The 25473-nt window shown below is 70.3% G+C and carries 14 protein-coding genes; 11 read left to right on the top strand and 3 right to left on the bottom strand.

The genetic code is table 11. The features are described from left to right. Positions 1 to 331 precede the first annotated feature (331 nt). Positions 332 to 2200 (bottom strand): ABC transporter ATP-binding protein, encoded by a 1869-nt coding sequence (locus tag ACFO0C_RS16470; protein ID WP_378067498.1) that lies wholly within the window; start codon positions 2198 to 2200, stop codon positions 332 to 334. A gap of 159 nt (positions 2201 to 2359) precedes the next feature. Between ACFO0C_RS16470 and ACFO0C_RS16475 the strand changes: the two genes are divergently transcribed. The 6 genes from ACFO0C_RS16475 (at position 2360) to ACFO0C_RS16500 (ending at position 17996) form a co-directional block, all read left to right on the top strand. Then, entirely contained in the window at positions 2360 to 4621 is a 2262-nt protein-coding gene (locus ACFO0C_RS16475; protein ID WP_378067499.1) for a putative bifunctional diguanylate cyclase/phosphodiesterase, read from the top strand. A gap of 418 nt (positions 4622 to 5039) precedes the next feature. Next, complete coding sequence (locus ACFO0C_RS16480; protein WP_378067500.1) at positions 5040 to 5444, top strand: hypothetical protein; 405 nt, start codon at positions 5040 to 5042, stop codon at positions 5442 to 5444. A gap of 23 nt (positions 5445 to 5467) precedes the next feature. Then, the gene (locus ACFO0C_RS16485) at positions 5468 to 6547 is read left to right on the top strand and encodes a hypothetical protein (RefSeq protein WP_378067501.1); all 1080 of its coding nucleotides are present in this window, start codon (positions 5468 to 5470) and stop codon (positions 6545 to 6547) included. A 173-nt stretch (positions 6548 to 6720) separates the two neighbouring features. Continuing rightward, entirely contained in the window at positions 6721 to 8943 is a 2223-nt protein-coding gene (locus ACFO0C_RS16490) for a DUF6055 domain-containing protein (protein ID WP_378067502.1), read from the top strand. 371 nt (positions 8944 to 9314) lie between these two features. After that, positions 9315 to 17519 carry a beta strand repeat-containing protein gene (locus tag ACFO0C_RS16495; RefSeq protein WP_378067503.1) on the top strand — a complete coding sequence of 2735 codons (8205 nt, stop codon included), beginning with the start codon at positions 9315 to 9317 and terminating at the stop codon, positions 17517 to 17519. Positions 17520 to 17567: 48 nt separating this feature from the next. Further along, on the top strand, positions 17568 to 17996 hold the full coding sequence (locus ACFO0C_RS16500) for a hypothetical protein (RefSeq protein ID WP_378067504.1): 429 nt from the start codon (positions 17568 to 17570) through the stop codon (positions 17994 to 17996). Between the two features lie 23 nt (positions 17997 to 18019). Here ACFO0C_RS16500 and ACFO0C_RS16505 read toward each other — a convergent pair whose 3' ends face one another. Further along, a complete protein-coding gene (locus ACFO0C_RS16505; RefSeq protein WP_378067505.1) occupies positions 18020 to 18736 on the bottom strand; it encodes a hypothetical protein in 717 nt (238 codons plus the stop codon). 221 nt (positions 18737 to 18957) lie between these two features. After that, complete coding sequence (locus tag ACFO0C_RS16510) at positions 18958 to 19929, bottom strand: LysR family transcriptional regulator (RefSeq protein WP_378067506.1); 972 nt, start codon at positions 19927 to 19929, stop codon at positions 18958 to 18960. Between the two features lie 72 nt (positions 19930 to 20001). Here ACFO0C_RS16510 and ACFO0C_RS16515 point away from each other — a divergent pair, with 72 nt between their 5' ends. The 5 genes from ACFO0C_RS16515 (at position 20002) to ACFO0C_RS16535 (ending at position 25276) form a co-directional block, all read left to right on the top strand. Then, entirely contained in the window at positions 20002 to 21132 is a 1131-nt protein-coding gene (locus ACFO0C_RS16515; protein WP_378067507.1) for an NAD(P)/FAD-dependent oxidoreductase, read from the top strand. A 9-nt stretch (positions 21133 to 21141) separates the two neighbouring features. After that, the gene (gene hglS, locus ACFO0C_RS16520) at positions 21142 to 22536 is read left to right on the top strand and encodes a 2-oxoadipate dioxygenase/decarboxylase (protein WP_378067508.1); all 1395 of its coding nucleotides are present in this window, start codon (positions 21142 to 21144) and stop codon (positions 22534 to 22536) included. Continuing rightward, positions 22536 to 24050, top strand: coding sequence for an L-piperidine-6-carboxylate dehydrogenase (gene amaB, locus ACFO0C_RS16525; protein WP_378067509.1), 1515 nt, complete (start codon positions 22536 to 22538; stop codon positions 24048 to 24050). Before hglS ends, amaB begins: the two co-directional genes overlap by 1 nt. Before the next feature lie 60 nt (positions 24051 to 24110). Further along, on the top strand, positions 24111 to 24962 hold the full coding sequence (locus ACFO0C_RS16530; RefSeq protein WP_378067510.1) for a hypothetical protein: 852 nt from the start codon (positions 24111 to 24113) through the stop codon (positions 24960 to 24962). A gap of 77 nt (positions 24963 to 25039) precedes the next feature. Further along, positions 25040 to 25276 carry a hypothetical protein gene (locus ACFO0C_RS16535; protein WP_378067511.1) on the top strand — a complete coding sequence of 79 codons (237 nt, stop codon included), beginning with the start codon at positions 25040 to 25042 and terminating at the stop codon, positions 25274 to 25276. Positions 25277 to 25473 lie beyond the last annotated feature (197 nt).

Raw genomic sequence — 25473 nt, forward strand, 5'->3', positions numbered from 1 at the left:
CCCGTGGTACTACCCCCGCCGTTCGCCGTTAGTCGTCATAACCTGATCACCTCGAACCGAGCGGTCCCATTCGCGGCGCCGTGACCTGCGGTGATGGCCTTGTCGTACGGGGATTTGACCGCCAGCGGCAGGCCGGCCCCGACAACTGGACAAGGCGGGACAGGGCGATCCGGAAGACGTCGAGATGCGCCTGGTGGAACAGTTGCGCCAGGCCGGCATCGGTGCCGAGGTGTCGGAGGGCTCGCCGATCACCTTCAGTGACGACTCGTGGGTGGCGAAGACATAGGCACCACGATCCCGCCGGTGAGGAAGGCGCACCGATGACGATGCGTCACTCAACGACGCGCTGCGGGCTCTGGGGGCCCGGGGCGCCCGCCGGTGGGAGCGGATCGAGGCCGAGGAAACCGCCGGACTGCCGGGACCACAGGTCGGCGTAGAGGCCGCCCCGGGAGAGCAGCTCGGCGTGGGTGCCCTGTTCGGCGATCCGGCCGTCGTCGAGGACCACGATGCGGTCCATCCCGGCGATCGTTGACAGGCGGTGGGCGATCGCGATGACCGTCCGGCCGGACATCACGTCACCGAGCGTGTCGTGGATGGCGGCCTCCGACTCCGAGTCCAGCGCTGAGGTCGCCTCGTCGAGGACGAGGATCGGCGCGTCCCGGTAGAATGCCCGGGCCAGCGCGATCCGCTGCCGCTGGCCACCGGACAGGCGCACACCGCGTTCGCCGACGTGGGCGTCCAGGCCGGTACGCCCGTCCGCGTCCCGCAGCGACCCGACGAAACCGGCCGACGCCCGGGCCAGCGCCAGCTCGATGCGCACGTCGTCGGCGTCGCCAGGGCCCGCGATGTTCTCCCGCACCGACCGGTGCAGCAGTGTCGCCTCCTGCGCGACCATGGCGATCTGCTCGCGCAGACTGTCCTGGGTGACGTCGGTGACATCCGCCCCGTCGACCGTGATCGTGCCCGACTCCGGGTCGTGGAACCGGAGCAGCAGCCCGACCAGCGTCGACTTGCCCGCCCCGGAGCGGCCCACCAGACCGACCCGCTCACCGGCGGCGATCTCCAGATCCAGGCGGTCCAGCCCTCCGGCGCCTCGGCCGTAGTGGTGGCTGACCTGCTGGAATCGGATCGCTCCCGCTCGTACCGCCAAGGGGGTGGCATCTGTCTTGTCGGCGACCGTGAGGGGCTGGGCGATCGTGCGCAAAGCCTGCCGGAGGGCGCCGGCGGCGCCGAAGAGGGACGACACCGCGTCGAGCAGCCACTCGGCCATCGACGTGATCCGGAAGCTGAGTGCCAGCGCGGCCGCGACCAGGCCCAACGGTGCCGCGTCGGAGCGCCAGAGCACGATGCCGTAACCGACCAGGCCGACCAGCAGCGCGCTGCCCAGCGCCATCATGCTGCTGTTGATCGTCACCTCGACCCGCTGCAACCGCAGGTGGGCCCGCCTGGCCTCGGCGAACACCCGCCGATCGTGCTCGGTCCGGGCGTCGGCGTCACCGAGCAGGGCCAGCGTGTCGACGTTGGCGTAGGAGTCGACGAGCAGGCCGGTCAGCGCGGACTCGGCATTTTGCAGGTTCTCCGAGGCGCGCCGGAAGCGGGGGACGATCAAGATCATCAGTCCGAGGTACGCCAGGATCCAGCCGCCCAGCGGAAGAAGCAACCGCACGTCGATCGCCGACATCACCCACACCGAGCCGGCGATGTAGGCGGTCACGAAGACCAGCGTGTGGATCACCGAGTAGGCGGCGGTGGCGGCCGCGTCACCACCGTCGCGGACCCACGTGGCGATCCGGCCGGCCAGGTCGTCACGGAACCAGCCGACCGACTGCCGGGAGACGTAGCGGTGCGCGCGCCAGCGGGCCAGCGGCCGCGCGTTGGCTCGGAAGGTGATGTCGTCGAGCACCTCGCCGAGCAGCATCAACGCCGGGCGGGCGAGGAGCACGAACGCGGCGACCGCCAGCAACTCGGGACCACGGACGGACCACAGGGTCGCCGGGTCGGCGGCGGCGAGCATGTCGACGAGACGGCCGGCGTATCCGATCAGCCAGACCTCGATCGAGGCGCAGACGATCGTCGTGAGGACGGCGATCAGCACGACCGGACGCAGCGGCCGGAACTCCTGGAAGAGGAACCGGCGGACGCCGGCGGCGGGGGTGGAGCCGTTACCGGAGGGGAACGGGTTGACGGGGTCCGAGAACACGGAAGACCTTTCCAGCGGCGAACAGGACCGGGAAACCGCTGGTAGCCCTCATGATCGTTCCTTTCTCCGGTGGACGTCCTCCCGTGACCCTAGGCGGCCGTCTTCGGAGCCGCCTCCCAATTTCCTCAAGGACCGGGCAGCGATACCGATTGCTGTTCCGTGCGAACTGGCGACCTGTGGCGTTGGTACACGGCGGCCGGGGTGCTGGCGGTCGCCGGTTACTACCTCCTGCCCGCCGGAACCACGCTGTCCAGCGCCGGATACAGCGCGATCGGCCTCCTCGCCGGTCTGATCACCCTCGCTGCGGCGCGGTGGCACCGGCCGGAGCGGCCCGCCGCCTGGATCCTCTTCGCCGCCGGCATCATCATGTCGGTCTTCGGTGACGTCACCTGGTGGTACCTGGACCAGGTCCGTCACGTGGAGCCATACCCCTCGGCGGCCGACGTCTTCTACCTCGGCTCGTATCCACCGCTGATCGCCGGATTGTTCCTCCTCCAGCGGCACCGCGGCCGGGACCTGGCCGGGTTGATCGACGCCGCCATGGTCGCCACCGGCCTGGGCCTGGTCCTGTGGGTCTTCGTCCTGCACCCGGTGGCCTCCGGCGACTCCGCCTCGATGGTGGAGCGGGCGGTCAGCACCGCTTACCCCTCGCTGGACGCGTTGCTGCTGGCCATGGTGGCGCGACTGCTCATCGATCGGCGGGTCCGCACGCCCAGCACCGATCTGCTCGGCATGGCGGCCGTGCTCCTGCTCTGCGCGGACGTGGCCTTCTCGGTGGCGAGCCTGTACTTCGATTACGACGGGCGGGCCATCGACTGGGGCTGGCTGCTGTCCAACGTGCTGTGGGCCGCGGCCGCGCTGCATCCGTCGATGGCGACGGTCACCCCCGCGGCACCGCAGACGTCGGGACGGGTGAGCCGCGGCCGCCTCATCATGCTCGGTGGCAGCTCGGTCCTGGCGCCGGGCATGCTCTTCATCCCGTCGGTCGGTGCCGATCCCGTCGACCGCATCGTCATCGGTGCGGGCGCGGTGGTGCTTTTCGTCCTCGGTGTGACCCGGATGGCCGGCGTGACGGCCAAGGTCCGCCGGCAGGCCGTCGAACTGGAACGCCTGGCCAGCCAGGACGACCTGACCGGGCTGCACAACCGGCGCCATTTCTACCGGGCGCTCGGCGACGCCCTGGCCGGCGGCCGCCCCCAGGTCGTGCTGATGGGCCTCAACCGGCTCCGCACTATCAACGACGAACTCGGTCACCTGGCCGGTGACGACGTGATCGTGCAGGTCGCCGCCCGGGCCGGTGCGCTCGCCGGGCCGGACGTCCTGGTCGCGCGGCTCAGTGGCGACGAATTCGCCGTCCTGCTCCGCGACGCGCCGGAGAGCGAGGCCGACGCGGTCGCCGCGCGGCTCGCCGGTGCGGTCCACGACCCGATCGACACCAAGGACGGGTACGAGGTACTCGTCGGCGCCGGAGTGGGTGTGGCCGACGGGGTGGACGCGGCCGACCCGGCGGAGGTGCTGCGCCGTGCCGGTGTCGCCATGTGGGCGGCCAAGCAGAGCGGCGAACCGTACCGCCGGTGGGCGGCCGACCTCGACGCCCGGTCCACCGAGGAAGCCCGCCTCGGCGCGCAGATCCGGCACGCGCTGGGTATGAACCAGTTCCAGGTCGTCTACCAGCCGATCGTCGCCATGCCCGAGCAACGGGTCGTCGCGGTGGAGGCCCTGGTCCGCTGGCATCACCCGAGGCTCGGCACGGTCAGCCCGGCACATTTCATCCCGGTCGCCGAACGCAACGGGCTGATCGTCGAACTCGGCGCGTGGATCCTCCGGACAGCCTGCGAGCAACTGGTCCGGTGGATCGGCGAACTGGGCCCGGCGGCACCCGACCGGGTCAGCGTCAACGTGTCGGCCCGCCAGCTGGCCCGCCCCGGTTTCGCCGGCACGGTCGCGGACGTCCTGGCCGCCACCGGACTCCCGGCCTGGCGGCTCACCGTCGAGGTCACCGAGACCGCCGTCTTCGACGGTGGCCCGGCCGTCACGGCCCTGCACGAACTGCGGGCCCTCGGCGTGCGGATCGCCCTCGACGATTTCGGCACCGGGCACTCGTCGCTCGGGCTGCTGCAAGCCGTGCCGGTCGACATCCTCAAGATCGACAAATCCTTCGTCGACCGGATCACCGAAGCGGGCCGGCACGCGGTCATCGCCGAGGCGATGATGCAGGTCAGCAACGGGCTCGGACTGGACGCGGTGGCCGAGGGCGTGGAGACCGCCGAGCAGGCCGAGGCGCTCACCCGGATCGGCTATCGCCTGCTCCAGGGCTATCACTTCGGGCGTCCCGAGGCCGAACCGGGATTCACCCGGCGCCCGGAATCGCGCGGCCTGGTCACGACCAGTGCCGCCGTCGAACCCGGCGTCTCACAGTAGCGGTGTCGATGGTCCACACAGGTCAGCGACGCCGTCAGTCTCGGCCCCATGCGAGAACCCTGCACCCTGCCCCAGGGGTAGCCTCAAGAGTGACCTGGATCACAACATCGCTCGCCCGTTCGTAGGATGGCATGCCGGATATAACGGAAATTCCGGAGCGAGCCGCTAAGCTACGGGATCAGCAGCGTGAGGGCTCCGGCCCGGCCGTCCAGGTTGGTCGGCCGCGGACCTGACGACGTCTCGCCGGACCCGCCGCGCGCATCGCAGTCGGTCCACTCTGTGGCCTGCGGCCGTTCCTGAACGGCATTTACCATTATCGCGCTGCATTCCGCCTGGCTCGAAAAGGTTAGGGAACTTCATTTTGAGAACGACATACGGTGAGGTCCTGGACTTGCTTCACCAAGACGTAAAGCGTGAATTGGATCTGCTACTCACATTTTTGATCCTCGATGACCTGGATCGGGTGATCGACGATCAGATACGCATCTATCGGCACGAGAACCGGGACATCCGGGCGCGCAATGCCGCCACCGTGATCGCCGGTCGTGTCCAGAAATTGAATTGCGACCTGATCGCCGCGCGGCTCGCCGACGGCAACGCCCGCCGGAAACTGTACGCGTGTTATCTCAACGAGGCGCGTACCGACCGGTTCCGCCACGTCGCCGTGGTGCTGGGGCGATTCACCGACAATCCGCACCGCAACGCCGTCCTCCTGCTCGGCCTCGGCGGCGTGACGGCGACCGAGGCCCGCCGGATGACCGGGAACAGGCACGTCGACTACGACATGATCGCGGAACAGCTCAACCTGGCCATGGCCGCATGAAGCGCGTACCGAGGAGCTCGATCTTGGACGATCTGACCAACGTGGATGCCCGGCGTGCCGAGTTCCGGTGCGGTCACACCCCCGGACCGCAGGACGATTTCACGCCGCACGAGGACGGGCTGACACTGCACGAAGCCGGGCATCTGCTCTATCGCGACGGCGAATACGCGGCCGCGCTGACCTGCATGGAGCGGGCTGCCGAGCGGGGCAACCTGTGGGCCGACCGGGACACCGTCGTCGTGCGGCAGGACCTGTTCGGCGCCGTCCGCCGCTCACCGGTGCGGGCCGCGGAGCGTCCCCGGCGGGTCCTGGTGCTGGTGGCGGCCGCCGCGGCCACCGTCGCGGCCGCGGCCTCCTTCTCGTACGCCCGGGCCGACCAGCGCCCGCGGACGGTGTCGGCGCCGGCCGCCGTCCCGGACGAGCAGCCGCCGCAGTTCAGCTCGGTCGTGCTGCGTCCCCAGCCGGACTCGGACGCCACGCGACTCGGCCTGACCGCCGCGCCGGCCAGCATCCCGGCCACCCCGCCGGTGAAGACCGCGCCGAAGGCGGACGGGCTGCTCGCGGATCGGTCGGTGAAATTCGAGGCACCCAACGAAAAGGGCGATTGGAGTACGGCGTACGTGCCCCGGGAGACCCGGGGCCGATCCGGTACGCAGCGCCAGTTGCATTTCAACGCGACGCCCGGCGGGCAGCTCGTCACCACGCTGCAGTCCACGCGGGAGGCCCGGTGCGTGTGGGTCTTCACCGGCACCGACGGTTCGGGTTCCGAACGCAGCAGTGCGGAGTTCGAGGTGGCGCCGGACTCCGCGAAGAAGGTCGAGGTGCCGGTGGGTGCCTCGGACAGTTTCACGGTCACGGCCCGGTCCGACGCGCGTGCGGGGGAGTGTCTCGTGGTCGACCCCCGGTTCGATGCCGCCGGCGGAGCGGAGGAGGAGGCGCGTGCCGAGGCCGCGCGTGTCGAGGCCGCACGTGTCGAGGCCGCGGAGGTCGAGACGGCGGAGGTCGATGCCGCGGAGATCGAGACCCCGGAGGTTTCCGCGCCGGACTCCTCGGTCACCGACCAACAGGCGGCGGCACCGGCGGCGTCAACTACGGCCGACTGAGCGCCCTTCCCGAGCTTTTAAGGCTGAGTAAAGGCTGGTCAAAGAGCGGTTTTAAGAATTTTGGGAGCGCTTCCAAAGATGGTCTAGGGTCCGGTGTCATGCCGATCCCCCAAACGCGATCACGGCGTCAGCTGTGGTTTGTCATCGCGTGCGCATTCGTGCTTCTCGCAGGCGTGGGACTCGTCCCCCAGATCATGTCCAACGCCTCGGCAGCCACCAAGACCGTCTACATCCCCGAATCGTGGACCCGGACCGGTGAGGTTCCGTGGACCACCGAACGCACCAGGGAGTCGAACAACTTCATCCTGCTGTGGGGTGAGAAGTCGGGCACCGACCCGGCGTCCGCGAGCGACCCGTACAGGTTCGATCCCGACAACGTGCTCAGCCAGCTGGAGAACCTCTACAGCTTCTACGTGAACACGATGAAGTTCACGCCCGAGACCGGACTGCTCGCCCAGCACAAGATCATCGTGATCGTCACGAACACCTGGAACCGCACCGAACTCAACGCCTGGGCCACCGGCGGTTCGGTCGACGGCAGGGTCGGAGTCATCAACGTCGCGCCCGGCGCCGCACTGCCCGGATCGTGGGGACTGGCGCACGAGCTCGCACACGTCTTCCAGAACTACACGTTCCTCGGCCGTAGCGGATCCGGGTTCACCGATCCGTCGGCGGGCACGTTCTGGGAGACCAGTGCCGAGTTCATGGCGATGCAGACTCTGCCGACGACGGCGGCGGGTGACCTGACGCGCTGGCTGCGTTCGGAGAACCTGTACTACAGCTCCAGCCGGCACCACTACGGCAACTGGATGCTGATGCAGTACATCAAGGACCGTGACGGTCTGGAGATGTTCAACCGCATCTGGAACGAGGCCCGCAACACCGAGCACCCCCTGGAGGTCTACCGGCGGATCGCCGGCATCGACCAGGCCGAACTCAACCGGCGGCTCGGTGAGTACGCGACACGTACCGTCACGTACGACTTCGGTAACCGGTCGACGTTGATGCCGTTCATCAACAACGTCTGGGGAGCCGGGTTCCTCAACGCGTACAACGGCGGCAATGTCGAAGCGGTCGACGCGAGCCTCGGGCATTTCCGGATCAACAGTCGCGTGGCGCCGTCCGACTACGGCTTCAACAAGATCAAGCTGGTGCCGTCGAGTGACGGCGGCCTGGTCAGGCTGCGGTTGAAGGGGCATGCCGAGACCGGTGCCACGGGTTGTACGTTCGGGCTGGTCGCGGTGAAGAACGGCACGCCGCGGTATTCGGAGCTGAAGTCCGGCACGGATGGTCAGGTCGACTTCCAGCTGCAGTCCGGGGAGAGCGAGGTGTGGCTGGTCGTCACCGGCACACCCAGCGCCGTCCCGCACTACGGGTTCCTGGACGGGTACACGAAGGCGCGGCGCTATCCCTACGAGTTCCGGGTGTCGGGCGCGACGCCGTCGGGGTTCGAGCCGGGTCACGTCAAGCCGGCGGCGACCCATGGTGGGCGCTGGCATGCCAACGGTGGTGGCTGGGTGGCCGGCAACGCGAGTGTCGCGTCGACGGCGTATGTCGGTCCGAAGGCGGCGGTGATGGGTGGCACGGTCACCGGTAACGCGCGTATCGAGGGGTTGGGCTGGGTCAACGGCGGCACTGTCGGCGGTAACGCGGTGGTGAAGGACAACGCGTTGATCCAGGACGGCGCGAACCTGTCGGGCAGTGTCGTCGTCGGCGGTGACGCGGAGATCGCGTTCGCCTGCTCGTCCGGCACGTACCTGCTGTTCGACCCGGACCGCAAGTGTGACGGGGCGGCCGGCGAGACCGACATCAACCCGTCGTTCAGCGTCTTCCCCAGCGCTGACCTGGCGATTCAGGAGAACGCGACCACGCAGCCGTCGGCGACCCCGACGACGGCCGCGCCGACCACGACAGCGACGGCCACTCCGGCCGCCACCGAGCCGGCCGCCACCGAGCCGGCCACCGGCGGCAATCTCGCCGGCACCGCCACCGCGTCCGCCTCGTACACCTCCGCCTGGGAGACGATCGCGGCGGTCAACGACGGCATCGAGCCGGCGGCGTCCAACGACACCGTCAACCGTCGCTGGGGCACCTGGCCGGAGACCGGCCGCCAGTGGGCCGAACTCCAGTGGCCGTCCGCGGTCACCGTCGGCCGCGCGCAGGCCTACTTCTTCGACGACGGCAACGGGGTACGGCTGCCCGCGTCGTGGCGACTCCAGTACTGGACCGGTTCCGCCTACGCCGACGTGCCCAAGGCCAGCGGTTATGCGAGAGTCGCCGACTCCTACAACACGGTGACCTTCACCCCGGTGAGCACCACCCGGCTCCGGTTCGTGCTGCGCGGTTCCGGCAGCGGCTCGGTGGGCCTGCTCGAAGTGAAGGCGTTCGCCTCGTAACGACCAGCCCTCTCCCGGCCGGCTTCTCCGGCCGGGGGAGGCCTGTCCTGTGGTGGGACCCCGGGGACGACAGTGCCGTAAAACATCTCCCCGGGCGTTGATTGATCGCCGGGACCAGTGCGAACAATGGTTTTTGAAATGGCGCGCTGAAACGGCCGCGGGTAACGGCATCGACCGGAAACGCGACGGGTGGCCGTACAAATCGTATTAGCCTGCAATGGCCCGGTAGGGGCCGGGAATCCGGCCTGCGTCAACTGCACCCAACGGGGGAATCCGTGCGTGGGCTAGTCAGGCGCGTCGGTACGGCTCTCGCCGCGTTCGCCATGATTCTGGTGTTGTCCTTGTTCGTGCCGTTTCAGACGGTACCGGCGGTGGCTGCGCAGTCGATCTGCCCGACCGCGGTATCGCTGACCAACGGTGACTTCGAACAGCCGGTGATCTCGGCCGGCGCCGTTTCGATCATGGCGCAGACGCTGGTTCCGGGCTGGCTGACCACGGCGACCGACAAGATGATCGAGCTGTGGCGTGGCTACGGCGGTGTCACCGCGGCGTCCGGAAGCCAGCACGCCGAACTGAACGCCAACATGGTCTCGACGCTCTACCAGGATCTGACCACGATTCCCGGGCAGATCCTGCGATGGCAGCTCAACCACCGCGGCCGTACCGGACTCGACACCATGGCGGTCGTCATCGGCTCGCCGACCGGGACGCTGGTGCAGCAGGGCGCCAACATCTCCGACAACAAGACGGCGTGGGGTTCCTACAGCGGTACCTACACCGTGCCCGCCGGCCAGACGAAGACGCGTTTCGCCTTCAAGTCGGTCTCCTCGGCCAGCGCCGACCCGAGTATCGGCAACTTCCTGGACGCGGTCTCGTTCGGCTCGGCCGGCTGTCTCACCACCACGACGTCGGTCGCGAACACCTCCGGCGCCACGACGGCGAACGTCGGTGACACACTCACCTACTCGGTCACCACCCGCAACGACGGCGGTACCTCGGCGAACCTGTCGACGATCACCGACACCCTGCCGGCCGGCACCACCTACGTCCCGGGGTCGCTGCGGTCGGTGACCAGCTCGACGACGACCAAGCCCACCGATGCGGCCGGAGACGACGTCGGCGAGTACGTGAGCGGCAGCCGGACGGTGAACCTGCGGGTCGGCACGGGCGCCACCGGTTCAGCCGGCGGCACCCTGCTGCCCGGCGAGTCGCAGACCCTGACCTACCAGGTGGTCGTCGGCTCGTCGATCGCGAACACGACGCTCGACAACGACGCGACCGCCACCTACACCGAGGTGGTCACCAACACCTCGCCCACCTCGACGTCCAACACCACGAGCATGACCGTCAACCCGGCCGCCGACCTGTCGGTGAGCGCGGCCCTGAGCGGCTCGGCGGTCGTCGCCGGCCAGGCGGCCACCTACACCGTCACCGCCGGCAACGCCGGGCCGAACACCGCGAGCACCGTCGTGGTCACCGCCACCGTGCCCGCCGGGCTCACCGGCGTCACCGCGTCGTCGGCGGGCGGCACCTGCTCGGTCAGCGGGACCAAGGCGACCTGCAACTATCCGACCCTCGCGTCGGCGGCGACGAGAACCATGACGGTCACCGGCAACGTGCCGTCGGGGGAGACACCAGGCACCGTCTACACCGTCGGTGTGGCGATCACGAGCGCCACGTACGAGACGAATCAGTCGGACAACTCGGCGTCGGTGAGCAACGCGGTCACCGGTAGTGCCGACCTCGACGTCGCGATGACGTACTCGCCGGCCGCGCCGGCCGGCGGTGACACCATCACCTACACCGTGACGGTCAAGAACAACGGCCCGTCGACGGCCCGGACCATCGTGCTCTCCGATCCGATCCCGGTCGGCTCGACGAACGCGTCGGCGACCATCCCGGGCGGCACCTGCGCCACCACCACGACCGGCACCATCGAGTGTTCGCTGGCCTCACTGGCGTCCGGGGCGACGGTGGTCGCCACCATCACGATGACGCTGTCGAACTCGAACCCGGTCGTCAACAACGCCGTCTCGCTCAAGGCGGCGACACCGGACCCGGACGTCAACAACAACATCGTCACCGTGACCGGGGCGGGCGCCCTGGTCGCCGACGTCGGCATCACCCTGACGCTCGGCACCTACACGGCGTACGCGGGGGACAGCACCACCTACACGCTGGCGGTGAAGAACAACGGCCCGTCGATGGCGGACAACGTCTCGTTCATCCCGGTGCTGCCACCGGGCGTGACCATCGTCCGGCCGACCACCGGGCCGATGGCGGCGTACTGCACGCCCACCGCCTGCACCATCCCGCACCTGCCACCGGGGGTGACGATCCCGCTGTCCGGCACTGTGGTGCTCGGCCCGGACGCGCAGGCCGGGCCGGGCACCGCGACGGTCACGGTGGTCACCACGACCACCGACCCGAACAGCACCAACGACAAGCAGACCGCCAACTTCACGGTTCTGCTCAAGGGCGACCTGTCGGTGACGCAGACACTCGTCAACCGGGACCGCGGCGGCACCACCCTGGTCCCGGGCGAGCGGATCCGCAGCGTCGTGACGGTCACCAACGCCGGCCCGACCCGGGCCGAGGGTGTGCTGGTCCAGCGGCCGGTCCCGGCCGGTCAGACCGTGCCGACCGCGTCGACCACCACCGGGTCCTGCGCCTTCCAGGGCACCGTCGACGGCAACGGCATCTCCCCGGACGGCGGCGTGTTCGTCTGCACCCGGTCGCTGATGGATGCGTCGACGACATGGGACATCACGTTCGACACGCTGCTGAAAGCCAGTTACGCCGGTAACTCGTTCGCCCGGACGGTGACGGTCTCGTCGACGTCACCGGACCCGACGGCCGCCAACGACAGCGTCACCACCACGGCCACCGTCGAGCACATCTCCGACCTCGACATGGCACAGACCACCAGCACACCGACGGTCGTGGCCAGCGACCCGGTGCAGTTCACCGTCACCGCCCGCAACACCGGGCCGTCGGACGTCACCAACATGGTGGTCCAGGTGCAGCCGCAGACCGGCCTGCTGATCAGTGGCGGCACCGGGGCCGGCAGCTACGACGCGGGCACCGGCCGCTGGTCGATCCCGTCACTGGTCACCGGTGGGTCCGCCGTACTCACCCTGTCCGGCACCGCGCTCAGCGCCGGCACGCCCAACAACGTGGTGAAGGTGCTCTCGTCGGACAGCACCGACCCGGCGTCGGCGAACAACACCGCTCAGACCGCCGTGACGATCACCCCCAGCACCGCCTCGCTGAAGATCACCGGCACCGCCACGGTCGCACCGTCCAGCCGCCAGAACGCGGCCCTCACCGGGGACGCGGTCACCTACCGGTTCACCATCGTCAACGACGGCAACGTGACGATGAGCCAGATCGCGGTGCGTGACGCGCTCACCGGGCTCGCCGACTGCCCGGCCACCACCCTGGCCGCCGGCGCGCAGATGAACTGCAACAGTCCAGTTCCCTACACGATCACCCAGTCCGATTTCGACACCCAGCAGCCGGTCTACAACACCGCCTCGGTCACCGGCCGGCCACCGGGCACCGGCGCCGCGGCGGTCACCTTCGGTCCGGCGGCGGTCACCGTGCCGCTCGCCACCGGCACGGCGTCACTGCGCGGGACGGTCAGCGCCGCGGTCAACCCGGCCGGGCACACCGGCGCGGCGCAGGCCGGTGACACCGTCACGTACTCCTATGTGGTCACCAACGACGGCAACGCGGCCCTCAACCAGGTCGGTGTCACCGACACCAAGGGCGGGGTCGCCAACTGCCCCGGCACCACGCTCGCCGTCGGCGCCTCGATGACCTGCACCAGCGGTACCCCGTACACGATCACACAGAGCGACGTCGACGACGGCGTGCCGGTCCGGGACTCGGCCACCCTCTCGGGACGGCTCGCCGGCTCCACCACGACCCGCACCTTCGGGCCGTACTCCACCGGCGTCCCGGTCGCCGCGGCCGCGCCGTCGCTGACCGCGGTGGTCACCGCGAGCGTGACGCCGCCGGCGCGGCAGAGTGCCGCGGACCGCAACGACACGATCAGCTATTCGTACGCGGTGACGAACAACGGCAACGTCACGATGTCCTCGATCACCGTCACCGACACCAGGGTCGGAACCGCCAGCTGCCCAGCCGCCACCCTGGCCGTGAACGCGACGATGACCTGCACCAGCACCTCCTCGTACCGGGTGACCCAGTCCGACGTGGACGCCGGCACCCCGGTCGTCGACACCACCACCGTCACTGGCCGCGCACCCGGCGCGTCGTCGAGCTCCTACGGCCCGTTCACCGTCGGCGTGCCGGTCGCCGTGGCCGCCCCGGCGCTGGCCATCGCGGTCGTGCCGGCGGTCACCCCGATCGCCCGGCAGAACGCGGTCCGCGCCGGCGACACGATCGCGTACTCGTACACGATCACCAACAACGGCAACGTGACCATGTCGAACCTCGGCGTCAACGACACCCGGCTCGGCGCCGCCACCTGCCCGGCCGGGTCGCTCGCCGCCGGCGCCACCGTCACGTGCACGGCCACCGGCTCGTACACCGTCACCCAGGCCGACGTCGACTCCGGTGCCGGGGTGACGGCGACCGCCTCGGTGTCGGGGCGCGCGCCGGGCGCGGTCAGCAACACCGTCTACGGCCCGAGCATCGTCACCGTGCCGGTGGCCGCGGCGACACCGTCGCTGTCCGTGACCGCGGTCGCGACCGTGTCGCCGGCCGCGCACCAGAGCGCCGTCCGGGTCGGTGACACGATCTCCTACACGTACACGGTGGTCAACGACGGCAACGTGTCGATGTCCGCCATCAGCCTCACCGACGCGCTGGCCGGAGCGGTGAACTGCCCGTTCACGTCACTGGCCGTCGGCGCGACGATGACCTGTACCGCCGCCTCGCCGTTCACCGTCACCCAGGCCCGCATCGACGCGGGTGTGCCGATCGTCGCCAGCGTCACCCCGACCGCGACGGCGCCCGGCGGGGCCAGCCCGCCGCTGGGGCCGTTCACCGTCAGCGTCGGCGTCGCTCCGGCCGTCCCCGCGCTGACCCTGCTGGTCACGGCCAATGTGACCCCGGCGTCCCGGGCCAGTCAGGCGCAGGCCGGTGACACGATCGACTACACCTACGACATCTCCAACACCGGCAACGTGACGATGTCGAACATCGCGGTGACCGACCCGATCGCCGGGGACGGCGCCTGCCCGTTCGCGACGCTCGCCGTCGGCGCACAGATGACCTGCACCAGCAACGGCCTTTACACGGTCACGGCAGGTGACATCGTCGCCACCACCCCGATCACCGACAACGCCACCGTGACCGCCCGGGCACCGGGGGCGGGCGTCTCCAGTACCTACGCCACCGGCAACGACAGCGTCGCCCTGGCCCAGCCCACCCCGTCGCTCACCGTCACCATCTCCTCGGCGGTCAACCCCGCCGGCAACCGGTATGCCGCAGCTGTCGGCAACACCATCACGCACAGCCTGATCGTCACCAACAACGGCAACGTGACCATGTCGACGATCAGCCTCACGGACCCCCTCACCGGCACCGCCACCTGCCCCTTCACCTCGCTGAACGCCGGCGACACGATGACCTGCACGAGCGGTACCGCCTATACCGTCACCCAGAGTGATCTCGACACGGGTGGGCCGGTCACGTCGACCTTCAACGTCGCCGCGGAGAGCCCCGGCCCGGTGCCCAGGACTTTCGGTCCCTTCCCCGCCGCGGTACCGGTCGCGCCGGCGAACCCGCTCCTCCAGCTCACCCCCACGGCGGTGCCGAGCGGCACGACAGTCGGCAGCACCGTCGGATTCACCTTCGCGGTCCGCAACATCGGCAACGTCACGATGGACACCCTCACGGTCGCCGGCACCACGTCCGGAACCGCGTCCTGCCTGGCCACGTCCCTGGCACCGGCCGCCACCACCACCTGCACCGGCGGCCTCGACCACACGATCGTCCAGAGCGACATCGATGCCGGGCTCGCGATCACCGACAGCTCGCAGGCCACCGGCCGCCGGTTCGGCACGGTCACCGATCTGATCTTCGGGCCGGCGACCGCCAGTGCACCGGTGGCCGCCGCGGCACCGTCGATGACGATCAGCAGCGTGGCCGCCGTCTCCAACCCGGCACACCAGACCGCCGCGGCCGCCGGGGACACCATCGCCTACACGTACACGATCACCAACAACGGCAACGTGACGATGGACAACCTCTCCGTCACCGACGCCCTGATCGGCGCGGTGACCTGCCCCGCCGCTCCGGTCGCGCCGGCCGGTACGGCGACCTGCACGAGCGGGCCGGCCTACACGGTGACCCAGGCCGACGTCGACGGCGGCCAGCCGATCAGGTCCGACGCGTACGTGCTGAGCCAGCAGGTCGGACTGCCGGCGCCGCACTCCTACGGGCCGGCCGCCACCTCGACCGCGGTGGCCGCAGCGGTGCCGTCACTGACCGCCGCCGTCGATGCGGTGATCACCCCGGCCGGGCATCAGAGCGCGGCCGAGTCCGGCGACACCGTCCGCTACCGGACGGTGCTCACCAACAACGGCAACCAGACCATCAACGACATCACGGTCGGTGATCCCCTCGCCGGGACCTCGACCTGCCCGGCCACGACCCTCGCGCCGGGCGCCTCGATGACGTGTACCAGCACCAACCCGTACACGGTCACCCTCGGCGACGTCGACGCGAACGTCCCGGTCGTCACCACGGTCACCGTCGCCGGCCGCCCACCCGGCGCCGCGAGCAGCGGGACACTCCTGTCACCGCAGGCCACCTTCGCGGTGATCGTCGCCGCCCCGGCCCTGACCATCACCGCCGACAGCAGCGTCACCCCCGGCAGCCACCGCGGTCAGCTGGTGCGCGACGACATCGTCGACTACGACTTCACCATCCGCAACGTCGGCAACGTGACGATGACCGGCATCGTCGTCACCGGCACCCGCAGCGGCACCGCCACCTGTCTGACCAGCACGCTCGCGCCCGGCGCCACCACCACCTGCAGCGCCGGGTCCACCTACCTGGTGACCCAGGCCGACGTCGAATCGGGACAGCCGATCGCCGAGACCGCCCAGGTCGTGGCCCGGGCGTCCGGCACCACCACCGACCTGACCTTCGGGCCGGCCACCGCCACCGAGATGATGGCCACCGCCGCTGACTCCCTCGACCTGTCGGTGACCGCCGTCGTCAGCCCGGCCTCGCACCAGCTCGCCGCCCAGGCCGGCGACAAGGTCCGGTTCCGTTACGTGGTCACCAACGACGGCGACGTCGAGGTCACCGGGATCGCCGTCGACGACAGGCTCGTCGGGTTCGCCCGATGCCCGGCCACCACCCTGGCCGTGGGCGCCTCGATGACCTGCACCAGCCGCGGCGAGTACACCATCACCCAGACCGACATCGACGCCGACCGCGCGATCCGCGAGCCGTCGACCGTCACCGGGCGCCGGGCCGCCGCCACGTCCGACACCACCTACGACCAGGATTCGGCGACGGTACGGCTGGTCGTCGGCCACGGCAGTCTCTCCATCGGCATCTCCGCCACCATCGAGGAGAAGGCCGCCATCCGCCCCGCGGACGTCAACTCCACCAACGGCAAACCCGCTGTCGGCGACGGCATCCGGTACCGCTACCTGGTCGTCAACAACGGCAACGTGACGATGTCCTCGATCAACGTCACGGACGTGCGGATGGGCCTCATCCCGTGCCCGTTCGACTATCTCCTCGTCGGCGACTCGATGACGTGCGTCGCCCCCAATCTGTACATCGTGACGCAGGCCGACATCGACAGCGGTCAGGCCATCTCCACCTCGGCATCGGCCAACGGCCTCGAACCGGGCGGCACCGTCCCGCTCGACTCCGGCCCGGCGGCCGTCGACACCCCGGTCGAACCGGCCGCGCCGGCCGTCGGCGCCGAGCAGGTCGTCAGCTGGGTCGACGTCGACGGCGACGGGGTCCTCGGCACCGCGGACAACGTGACGTCCACGATCGTGGTCACCAACAGTGGCAACGTCACCCTGCACAACATCTACCTGGAAGGACTGCCTGTCGGCGTCACCTGCCCCAAGACGACCCTGGCACCCGGGGAGAGCATGACGTGCGTCTCCGACACCTACCATCTGACGGCCGAGGAGATCGCCTCCGGGCACGGCGAGTTCCTGGTACGGGCGAACGCGACCACACCCGGTAACTCGGGCGGGGTGCAGGCCGAGGCGCCGGGCTCGCTCGACCCGACCACGCCGGGACCCGGCCCGACCCCGACACCGACACCATCTGCTTCGCCGTCGCCGTCGGTGTCGCCCAGCCGTACCCCCTCGCCGTCGGTCTCGCCCACCCGGTCGGTGACACCGACCCGATCGCCGTCGCGCAGCGTCTCGCCGTCCCGCACACCGTCCCGGTCCCCGTCGGCGACGCCGTCCCGCTCGAACGACGCCGAACCGGGCGAGAACCCGATCACCGGCGGCGACCACGGCCTGCTGCTGGTCGGCGGCACGATCCTGATCAGCGCCGGCGTGGTCCTGCTGCTGCTGACCGCCCGCCGGACCCGGAGGTTCGAGACCCCGGACTGACCGATGGGGACAGTTGCGGCGCCATCGGGAACGGATAGCATTCCGCGGATGATCACTGCTATCGAGTTGATCGCCGAACCCGGTGGTGCCGGCCGGATCCGGGAGACCGCGGAGGTTCTCCTGCTGCTCAAGAGCCGGGCCGACGACGACTGGGAGGATGTCCTCCCCGACCTCCCGGCTTGGCTGACCAGTGCTTTCGCGCCCGAGCGGACTCGGGAGGAGAGCGAGGCATGGCTCGCGCAGTGGCGGGTCGCAGCCGATCGGGAGGCTTTCGAGCGGGAGTCCGGCTGGACGGCGTCGGGCTGGATCCACTGGTTCTCCGCCGAGAACGACATGTGGAGCATCGCCGCCGTCCGCGTCGACCCGGACGGCCCGCGCCTGATCGTCGACCTCGACCACGACGACTTCGTCGTGCCGTTCGCGGCGTGGCGCTGGCTGGCCCGGGTGGCCGGGCTGCGGGTCGTCAAGGAACCCTGACCCGGTTGTGTGGGGTGGGACGATTACGGGGAACCGGTGGGGGCCTCGATAGTGCAGGTCTGTCCGGCGAGATTGCTCAGTGCGTTGCCGAGCCGCCGGTAATCGGTGGTGAAGTCCGACATGATCGCCCGCGACTGCAGGTCCGCCAGGTCGTCCTCGTAGATCTTGCTACGGAACTGCCCGATCAGCCGGAGGGCGCCGGGGTAGGCGGCGTCGACCTCGGCCGCAGCGGTGTCCACGGCCGCCGCGTGCCCGGTCAGGCCTGCGGGCACCGGTCGTGATCGCAGGTCGGTGATGTTCTCGCGCACCACGGCCTGGTTCCTCTTCATCATGGCGGTCAGGTCGTCGCGTCTGACGAAGATACCGGCGCGGTCGGACTGGACCGGCATGTCACCGGTTCCCGTTTCGCGGATCCGGTCGCAGGCGGCGACCACCGAAGCCTGATAGGCGGCCTTTGCCTCGTCCTTGTCCGCTCCTTCGGAATATTGGGTCCAGACGATCGCGGCGACGATGGACAACAGGATGCCGCCGCCTCCGAAGACGATCCTGGGATTCCATGACCGGTCGATCTGGTTGACGCTGCCACCCGCATGGACGGTGCCCGTCCACTGATGTGAGCCGGGGTCGGGAGGCTCACCCACCGCCGCGCGACCGACGGCTTTCTGTTTGGGGCTGCTGAGCATGCGGCCAGCGATTCCGGAAACGATCTCCCGGGCCGAATTGTTGTCGTCGAGTGTCATGTCGGAACGCCTTTCCGTGGCATCCGGGAACGTGGTCGGCCATGGCAGCGACAGTAGGAGTGGCCTCGAATGGCCGGAAGTTCGAAATCAGAACCAGGGATGCCAGCGAGGCTCAGGCGATGAGCGTCCGGGCCAGGCAGTCGGCGGCCCAGGTGCGCGGCCGCGGCCAGAGCCGCGCCATCGGCCTGGCCGCCGCCCACGTCGTCCGGCGGCTGCCCGGCCTACGTCCCGGTGTCACCCACATCGAGAACCTGGCCGACCCGGCCGGGTTCCTGGCCGGGCTGGCGGCCGACGGGTTCGAGCTGGAGTTCCCGCAGCACCTGGACGACGGCGGCGACGTTGGGCCGCTGCTCGGCCGATGAGCGCAGCACCGCGACGATGTCGCGTTCGAAGACCTCGGTGAGCGGGTGCACGTCGAACCGGGACGGCCGCAACCGCAGCATCAGGCTGGTGACCGTGCTGATGCCGATGCCTGCCTCGACCAGTGCCAGCGACACCGCCGTGTCGACGACCTCGTGCCGCAGCTCCGGTTCGATCCCGGCGCGCCGGCAGACGGTCCGGATCGCCAGGCCGTAGTGGGTGTCCTCGGGCGGCAGGATCCACCCGAGCGGTGGCCCGGTCCCGGCGAGGCTGACCGGCCCGCCGGTGGCCAGCAGGCCGGTCGGCACGGCGAGCGAGAACCGTTCCCGGTGCAGCGGTACGACCCGCAGTGACGGGTCCCGCCGGATCGGGACGTCCGGATACTCCAGCCCGACGGCCAGGTCGACGACACCCGAGGCGACCGCGCCGTAGACGTCGTCGACCACCAGCTCCCGGCTGCGTACGACCAGGCCGGGATGTCGCTGCCCGGCCCGCGCGAGCAGCACCGGCAGGATCTCCGCGGCCGCCGTCGCGAACACCGCCATCTGCACCTCACCGGCGACCCGGCCGGCACTGCGCTCCAGCGCCGCGGTGGCCTCCGCCTCGATGTCGAGGATCCGCTGGGCGTGCCCGGCGAACGCCAGACCGGCGTCGGTCAGCTCGACCCGCCGCCCGACCCGGCGCAGCAGCGGCACCCCGGCCGTCCGTTCGAGCACGGCGAGCTGCTGGGAGATGGCACCGGCGGTGTAGCCGAGCGCGGCCGCGACCGCGGTGACCGTGCCCCGGCGGCGCAGCTCGACCAGCGACCGCAGCTGCACGCTCGTCCAGTCCATATAGAAAAGCTAAACGATTTCGTCGGCAGATCAGGAATGGACGTCAACGAAACCGGCGGCCGACCATGAGACATGGGCAAGGTCGTGATCATCGGCGGCGGTGCGATCGGCACCAGCATCGCCTTCCATCTGGCCGAGGCGGGCGTACGCGACGTCGTGCTCCTCGAACGTGCCGACCTCGGCACCGGCTCCACGTGCAAGGCCGCCGGTGGCGTCCGTGCGCAGTTCTCCGACCGGATCAACATCGAGCTGGGCGCCCGCAGCCTGGAGGCGTTCGGCCGGTTCCCGCAACATCCCGGGCAGGAGATCGACCTGCACCGGGTCGGCTACCTGTTCCTGCTCTCCACCCCCGAGGACGTGAAGTCGTTCGAGCAGGACGTCAGACTGCAGAACGAACTCGGCGTCACCAGCCGCATGATCGACGTCGCCGAGGCGAAGGCGATGTCCCCGCTGATCGACACCGACGGCCTGCTCGCGGCCGCATTCTCACCCGACGACGGCCACTGCACCCCGGAGTCGGTGGTGCTCGGCTACGCCACCGGCGCCCGCCGGCACGGGGCTACCCTGCGGACCGGGGTCACGGTCACCGGCATCGACACGGCCGGCGGCGAGGTCCGTACGGTGCACACCGACCGCGGCCCGATCGAGGCCGACGCGGTGATCTGCGCGGCCGGTGCCTGGTCGGCGGCGATCGGCACGATGGCCGGGGTGGACCTGCCGGTCGTCCCGCTGCGCCGGCAGATCATCTTCACCGAGCCGATGCCCGATCTGGCCGAGGTCGTGCCGTTCACCATCGACTTCTCGTCGACCTACTACTTCCACCGGGAGGGCCGTGGTCTGCTGATGGGCATGTCCGACCCGGAGCAGGAACCCGGCTTCCACCTCGACTACTCCGACGACTGGCTGCCCCGGCTCGGTGCGGCCATCGGGCGGCGCGCGCCGGGCCTGCTCGACGTCGGCCTGTGCAACGGCTGGGCCGGCCTCTACGAGGTCACACCGGACCACAACGCGATCATCGGCCGGTCCGGGAACTTCCTGTACGCCACCGGCTTCTCCGGCCACGGTTTCCTGCAGGCGCCGGCGGTCGGCGAGGTCATCCGTGACCTCTACCTGGACCGGACCCCGTTCGTGGACGTGTCACCGCTGTCCACCGACCGTTTTGCCGCCGGCGCGTCCGGCCGGCCCGAGACGCACATCGTCTGAGAGGACCCGATGAGCACGATCGCCCCATGGCAGCTGCGGGCCGCCTTCGCCCGGCGTCTCTCCACGATGTACGGCCAGGAGGTGCCCGCCTACAACACCCTCGTCCAGGTCTCCGAAGAAGTTAACCGCGACGTCGTCGGCCGCGACGGCGACCAGGCGCAACGGCTCGGCACGATCGACCGGATCACCGCCGAACGCCACGGCGCGATCCGGGTCGGCACCCCGGCCGAGCTCGCCCAGGTGGCCCGGATCTTCGGCGCGCTCGGCATGCGCCCGGTCGGCTTCTACGACCTGCGCGAGGCCGCGAAGAGCGCCGTCCCGGTGATCTCCACGGCGTTCCGCCCGGTCGACGCCGACGAGCTGGCCCGTAACCCGTTCCGGGTCTTCACCTCGATGCTGACGCCGGCCGACCCGCGGTTCTTCGGCCCCGATCTGCGGTCCCGGCTGGAGACGTTCCTCGCCGGCCGGGAACTGTTCGGCCCCGAACTGCTCGCTCTCGCCGACCGTGCCGAAGCCGGGCACGGCCTGCCCGAGGACGACGCCGAGCGCTTCCTCGAACTCGCCGTCCAGGCCTTCGAACTGTCACCGGAACCCGTCGACCGCGCCTGGTACGCCGAACTCGAAGCCGTGTCCGCGGTCGCGGCCGACATCGGCGGCGTCCGCAGTACCCACATCAACCACCTCACCCCGCGCGTGCTCGACATCGACGACCTCTACCGGCGGATGACCGACCGCGGCATCGAGATGATCGACACCATCCAGGGCCCACCCCGCTGGCACGGCCCCGACGTCCTGCTGCGGCAGACGTCGTTCCGGGCGCTGGCCGAGCCGCGCGCGATGCGCGAGACCGACGGCACGGTCAACACCGGCGCGCTGCGCGTCCGGTTCGGCGAGGTCGAGGCACGCGGCGTCGCTCTCACCCCGGAGGGCCGGTCACGGTACGACGAGCTGCTCACCGAGATCGACCGGACACTGGCCGGCACTCCCGGGCGCAGCCGCGCCGACGTGGCCGTCGAGGTCTGGGAGCGGGGCCTGCCCGACACCGAAGCCGGGCTGCGCGAGCGGGGACTCGCCTACTTCACCTACACCGTCAACCCCGCCCGGCCGGACGGAACACCCCCGGAAACCCTTCCCGACCTGGTCGAACAGGGCTGGGTCACGGCTACCCCGATCGTCTACGAGGATTTCCTGCCCCGCTCGGCCGCCGGGATCTTCCAGTCCAACCTCAGCGGCGAGGGCAGCCGCGACACCCTGGCGGCCGGCGTCGACTACGACCAGGACTGGCTCGCCGGGGTGATCGGCCGGGACATCCACAACCCCTTCCATCTGTACGCACGTGAGCAGGCCGCCTCCATCGAGGCGGTCGCCGCCGACCTGAACCTGACGACGCTGAAGGACATCTGATGACCGACCTGCCGACCACCCAGCAGTTGCGTGACCGTGCCCGGGCCGCCCTCGACCGGATCGGTGTGACCGTCCCCGAGGGCGACGACCTGCACGCGAGGTCACCGATCACCGGCGAGCGGCTGTTCGGGCTCCGGGCCACCACCGCCGAGCAGGCCGGACAGGCGATCGGGGAGGCGGCCGAGGCGTTCCGCACGTGGCGTGTCACACCGCCGCCGGCCCGTGGCGACCTCGTGCGCACGCTGGGGGAACTGCTCCGTACCCATAAATCCGATCTTGCCGATCTGATCACCGTCGAAGCGGGGAAGATCCGCTCCGAGGCGCTCGGCGAGGTCCAGGAGATGATCGACATCTGTGAGTTCGCCGTCGGACTGTCACGGCAGCTCTACGGCCGTACGATCGCCTCGGAAAGGCCCGGCCACCGCCTCGCCGAGACCTGGCATCCGCTCGGTGTGGTCGGAGTGATCTCGGCCTTCAACTTCCCCGCGGCCGTCTGGTCGTGGAACACGGCCGTCGCCCTGGTCTGCGGCGACGCCGTGGTGTGGAAGCCCAGCGAGCTGACCCCGCTCGTCTCCCTCGCCTCCAGCCACCTGCTCGACCGCGCGATCGAACAGGCCGGTGCGCCGCGTGAGCTGCACCGGCTGCTGCTCGCCGGCAGCGACGTCGGCGCCCAGCTCGTCGACGACCCGCGGGTCGCCCTGGTCAGCGCGACCGGCTCGACCCGGATGGGCCGTGAGGTCGCGCCGCGTGTCGCCGCACGGTTCGGCCGGGTGCTGCTCGAACTCGGCGGCAACAACGCGACGGTGGTCGCCCCCTCCGCCGATCTCGAACTCGCTCTGCAGGGGATCGTGTTCGCCGCCGCCGGGACCGCCGGGCAGCGATGCACCACGCTGCGGCGGCTCATCGTGCACCGTGACGTCGCCGACCAACTCGTCGAGAGGCTGGCCGGCGTCTACGGCCGGCTGCCGATCGGGGACCCGTTCGCCGAGGGCACCCTGGTCGGGCCGCTGATCACCGATGCGGCCGCGGACGCGATGACCGCCGCTCTCGACCGTGCCCAGGCCGACGGCGGCAAGATCGTCGCCGGGGGCCGCCGCCTCGACACGGCCGGTGGCGCCTACGTCGAACCGGCCATCGTGCGGATGCCCCGGCAGTCCGGCGTCGTCCGGGAGGAGACGTTCGCGCCGATCCTGTACGTGCTCACCTACGACACGTTCGAGGAGGCGGTGGCCCTGCACAACGACGTACCGCAGGGTCTGTCGTCGTCGATCTTCACCCGGGACCAGCAGGAGGCCGAGAGGTTCCTCGCGGCCGACGGCTCCGACTGCGGTATCGCCAACGTCAACATCGGCACGTCCGGGGCGGAGATCGGCGGCGCGTTCGGCGGCGAGAAGGAGACCGGCGGCGGCCGCGAGTCGGGGTCGGACGCGTGGCGCGCCTACATGCGGCGGGCCACCAACACCGTCAACTACTCCAGCACCCTGGCCCTGGCCCAGAACGTCAGCTTCCTCTGACCGCGGTCCGGCCCGCGATACCCGGTCGCGGGCCGGGAACGCCGATGCCAGCATGGCGGGATGCCGTTTCGATGGGATCTGGTGACGCCCGCTCAGCTGGGCACCATGCTCGACGGCACCAGGGAGCCCAACCTGTGGTTCCTCGACGAGCTCGTGGAGTGCGCCGCGAAGGTGGTGGCCCGCAGCGGCGACGGCGATCTGGTCTTCGTGGGGCGGTCCCTCGACTCCATGTTCGACCTGCTGGGCGGCGCGGAGTGCCGGACCCTGCTGCGGTTGCCGGTCTCCTTCATGCGGGATCGGGACCGTTCCGGCCGGCGGTGGCGCCGACGCCCCCTGACCTCGGCGGAGACCACCGCCGCCCGCACCCTCCTGGCCTCCGTCGGGGTGACCCCGCACGCCCTCGCCCGCCGGACCCGCCCGGTGACCTTCGTCGACGTGGTCCACGAGGGAGAGACGTTCACCGAGCTCTTCGCCCTCCTCCGCGACTGGATCGACGAGGAGAACGAGACGTGGCCCGTGATCCGGCGCAAACTGCGATTCCTCGGCGTGACGTCCCGGGGCAAGACCAGCCCGAACAAATACCGCTGGCAGCAGGACGCCCCGTGGACCCGCGAGCTGCCGGCGAAGGCGGTGATCAACGTGTCCCTGAACCCGAGGGTGTGGTCCTACTTCGGCGACTACCAGGACAAGCTGACCCGCTCGTTCCGCCCCGACGACTGGCTGGCCGAGTCCGACACCCCGAACCGTGACGAACTCACCCGTCAGGCCCTGGCCGAAGCGGCCGCCCTGGTCACCTACGGCCGCTCCGCCACCGGCCGCCGAGCCTTGGCCCGGGCGATGGACGGCGAGCCGGCCCTGACCACGTCATGGCTCCGAGCCGTGCAGTCAAACCTGAACAGAAGCCACTCCTGAGCGCTGGCAGCCGGGCAGGGAACGGTTCATCCGGCGGCGTGGTGCGTCCGATGGACACCGGGGCCGACAATGTCGACGTGGCTGGATGGTTGAGGGAGTGGCTGCGCGCGTGGCGGACCGAGCGGCTCACGCTGGAGTCGCCGCTGCCGCTGCCGCTGGTCCGTGAGCGCCTGATCGAGGGTCGCATGTCCTACCTGCGGGCCTCGTTCACGCCCGGTGCCGGCGGCTACCGCGTCGTCGGCCGGGTCGGGGAGCGCTGGGTCTCGCTGGTGGCGGCCCGGGCCGGGGTGCGCAACTCGTGGCGGCCGGCGTGACGCGGACCGGCGTGACGCGGACCGGCGTGACGCGGACCGGCGAGACGCGGCCCGTCAAAGGGCCGGCTCGGCCCGCCGCCGTCCGCCCGGTCGGTCCGATCCGCCGACCCACGCCGTGACCGTCGCCGGGCTGTCCGCTATCCGTCACCCGGCCCCCTCGCACTAGGCCGCCGGTCCCGCCGTCGAGCACGATGGAC

The sequence above is a fragment of the Actinoplanes subglobosus genome, from assembly GCF_042650585.1.
GTDB classification, from domain to species: Bacteria; Actinomycetota; Actinomycetes; order Mycobacteriales; family Micromonosporaceae; genus Actinoplanes; species Actinoplanes subglobosus.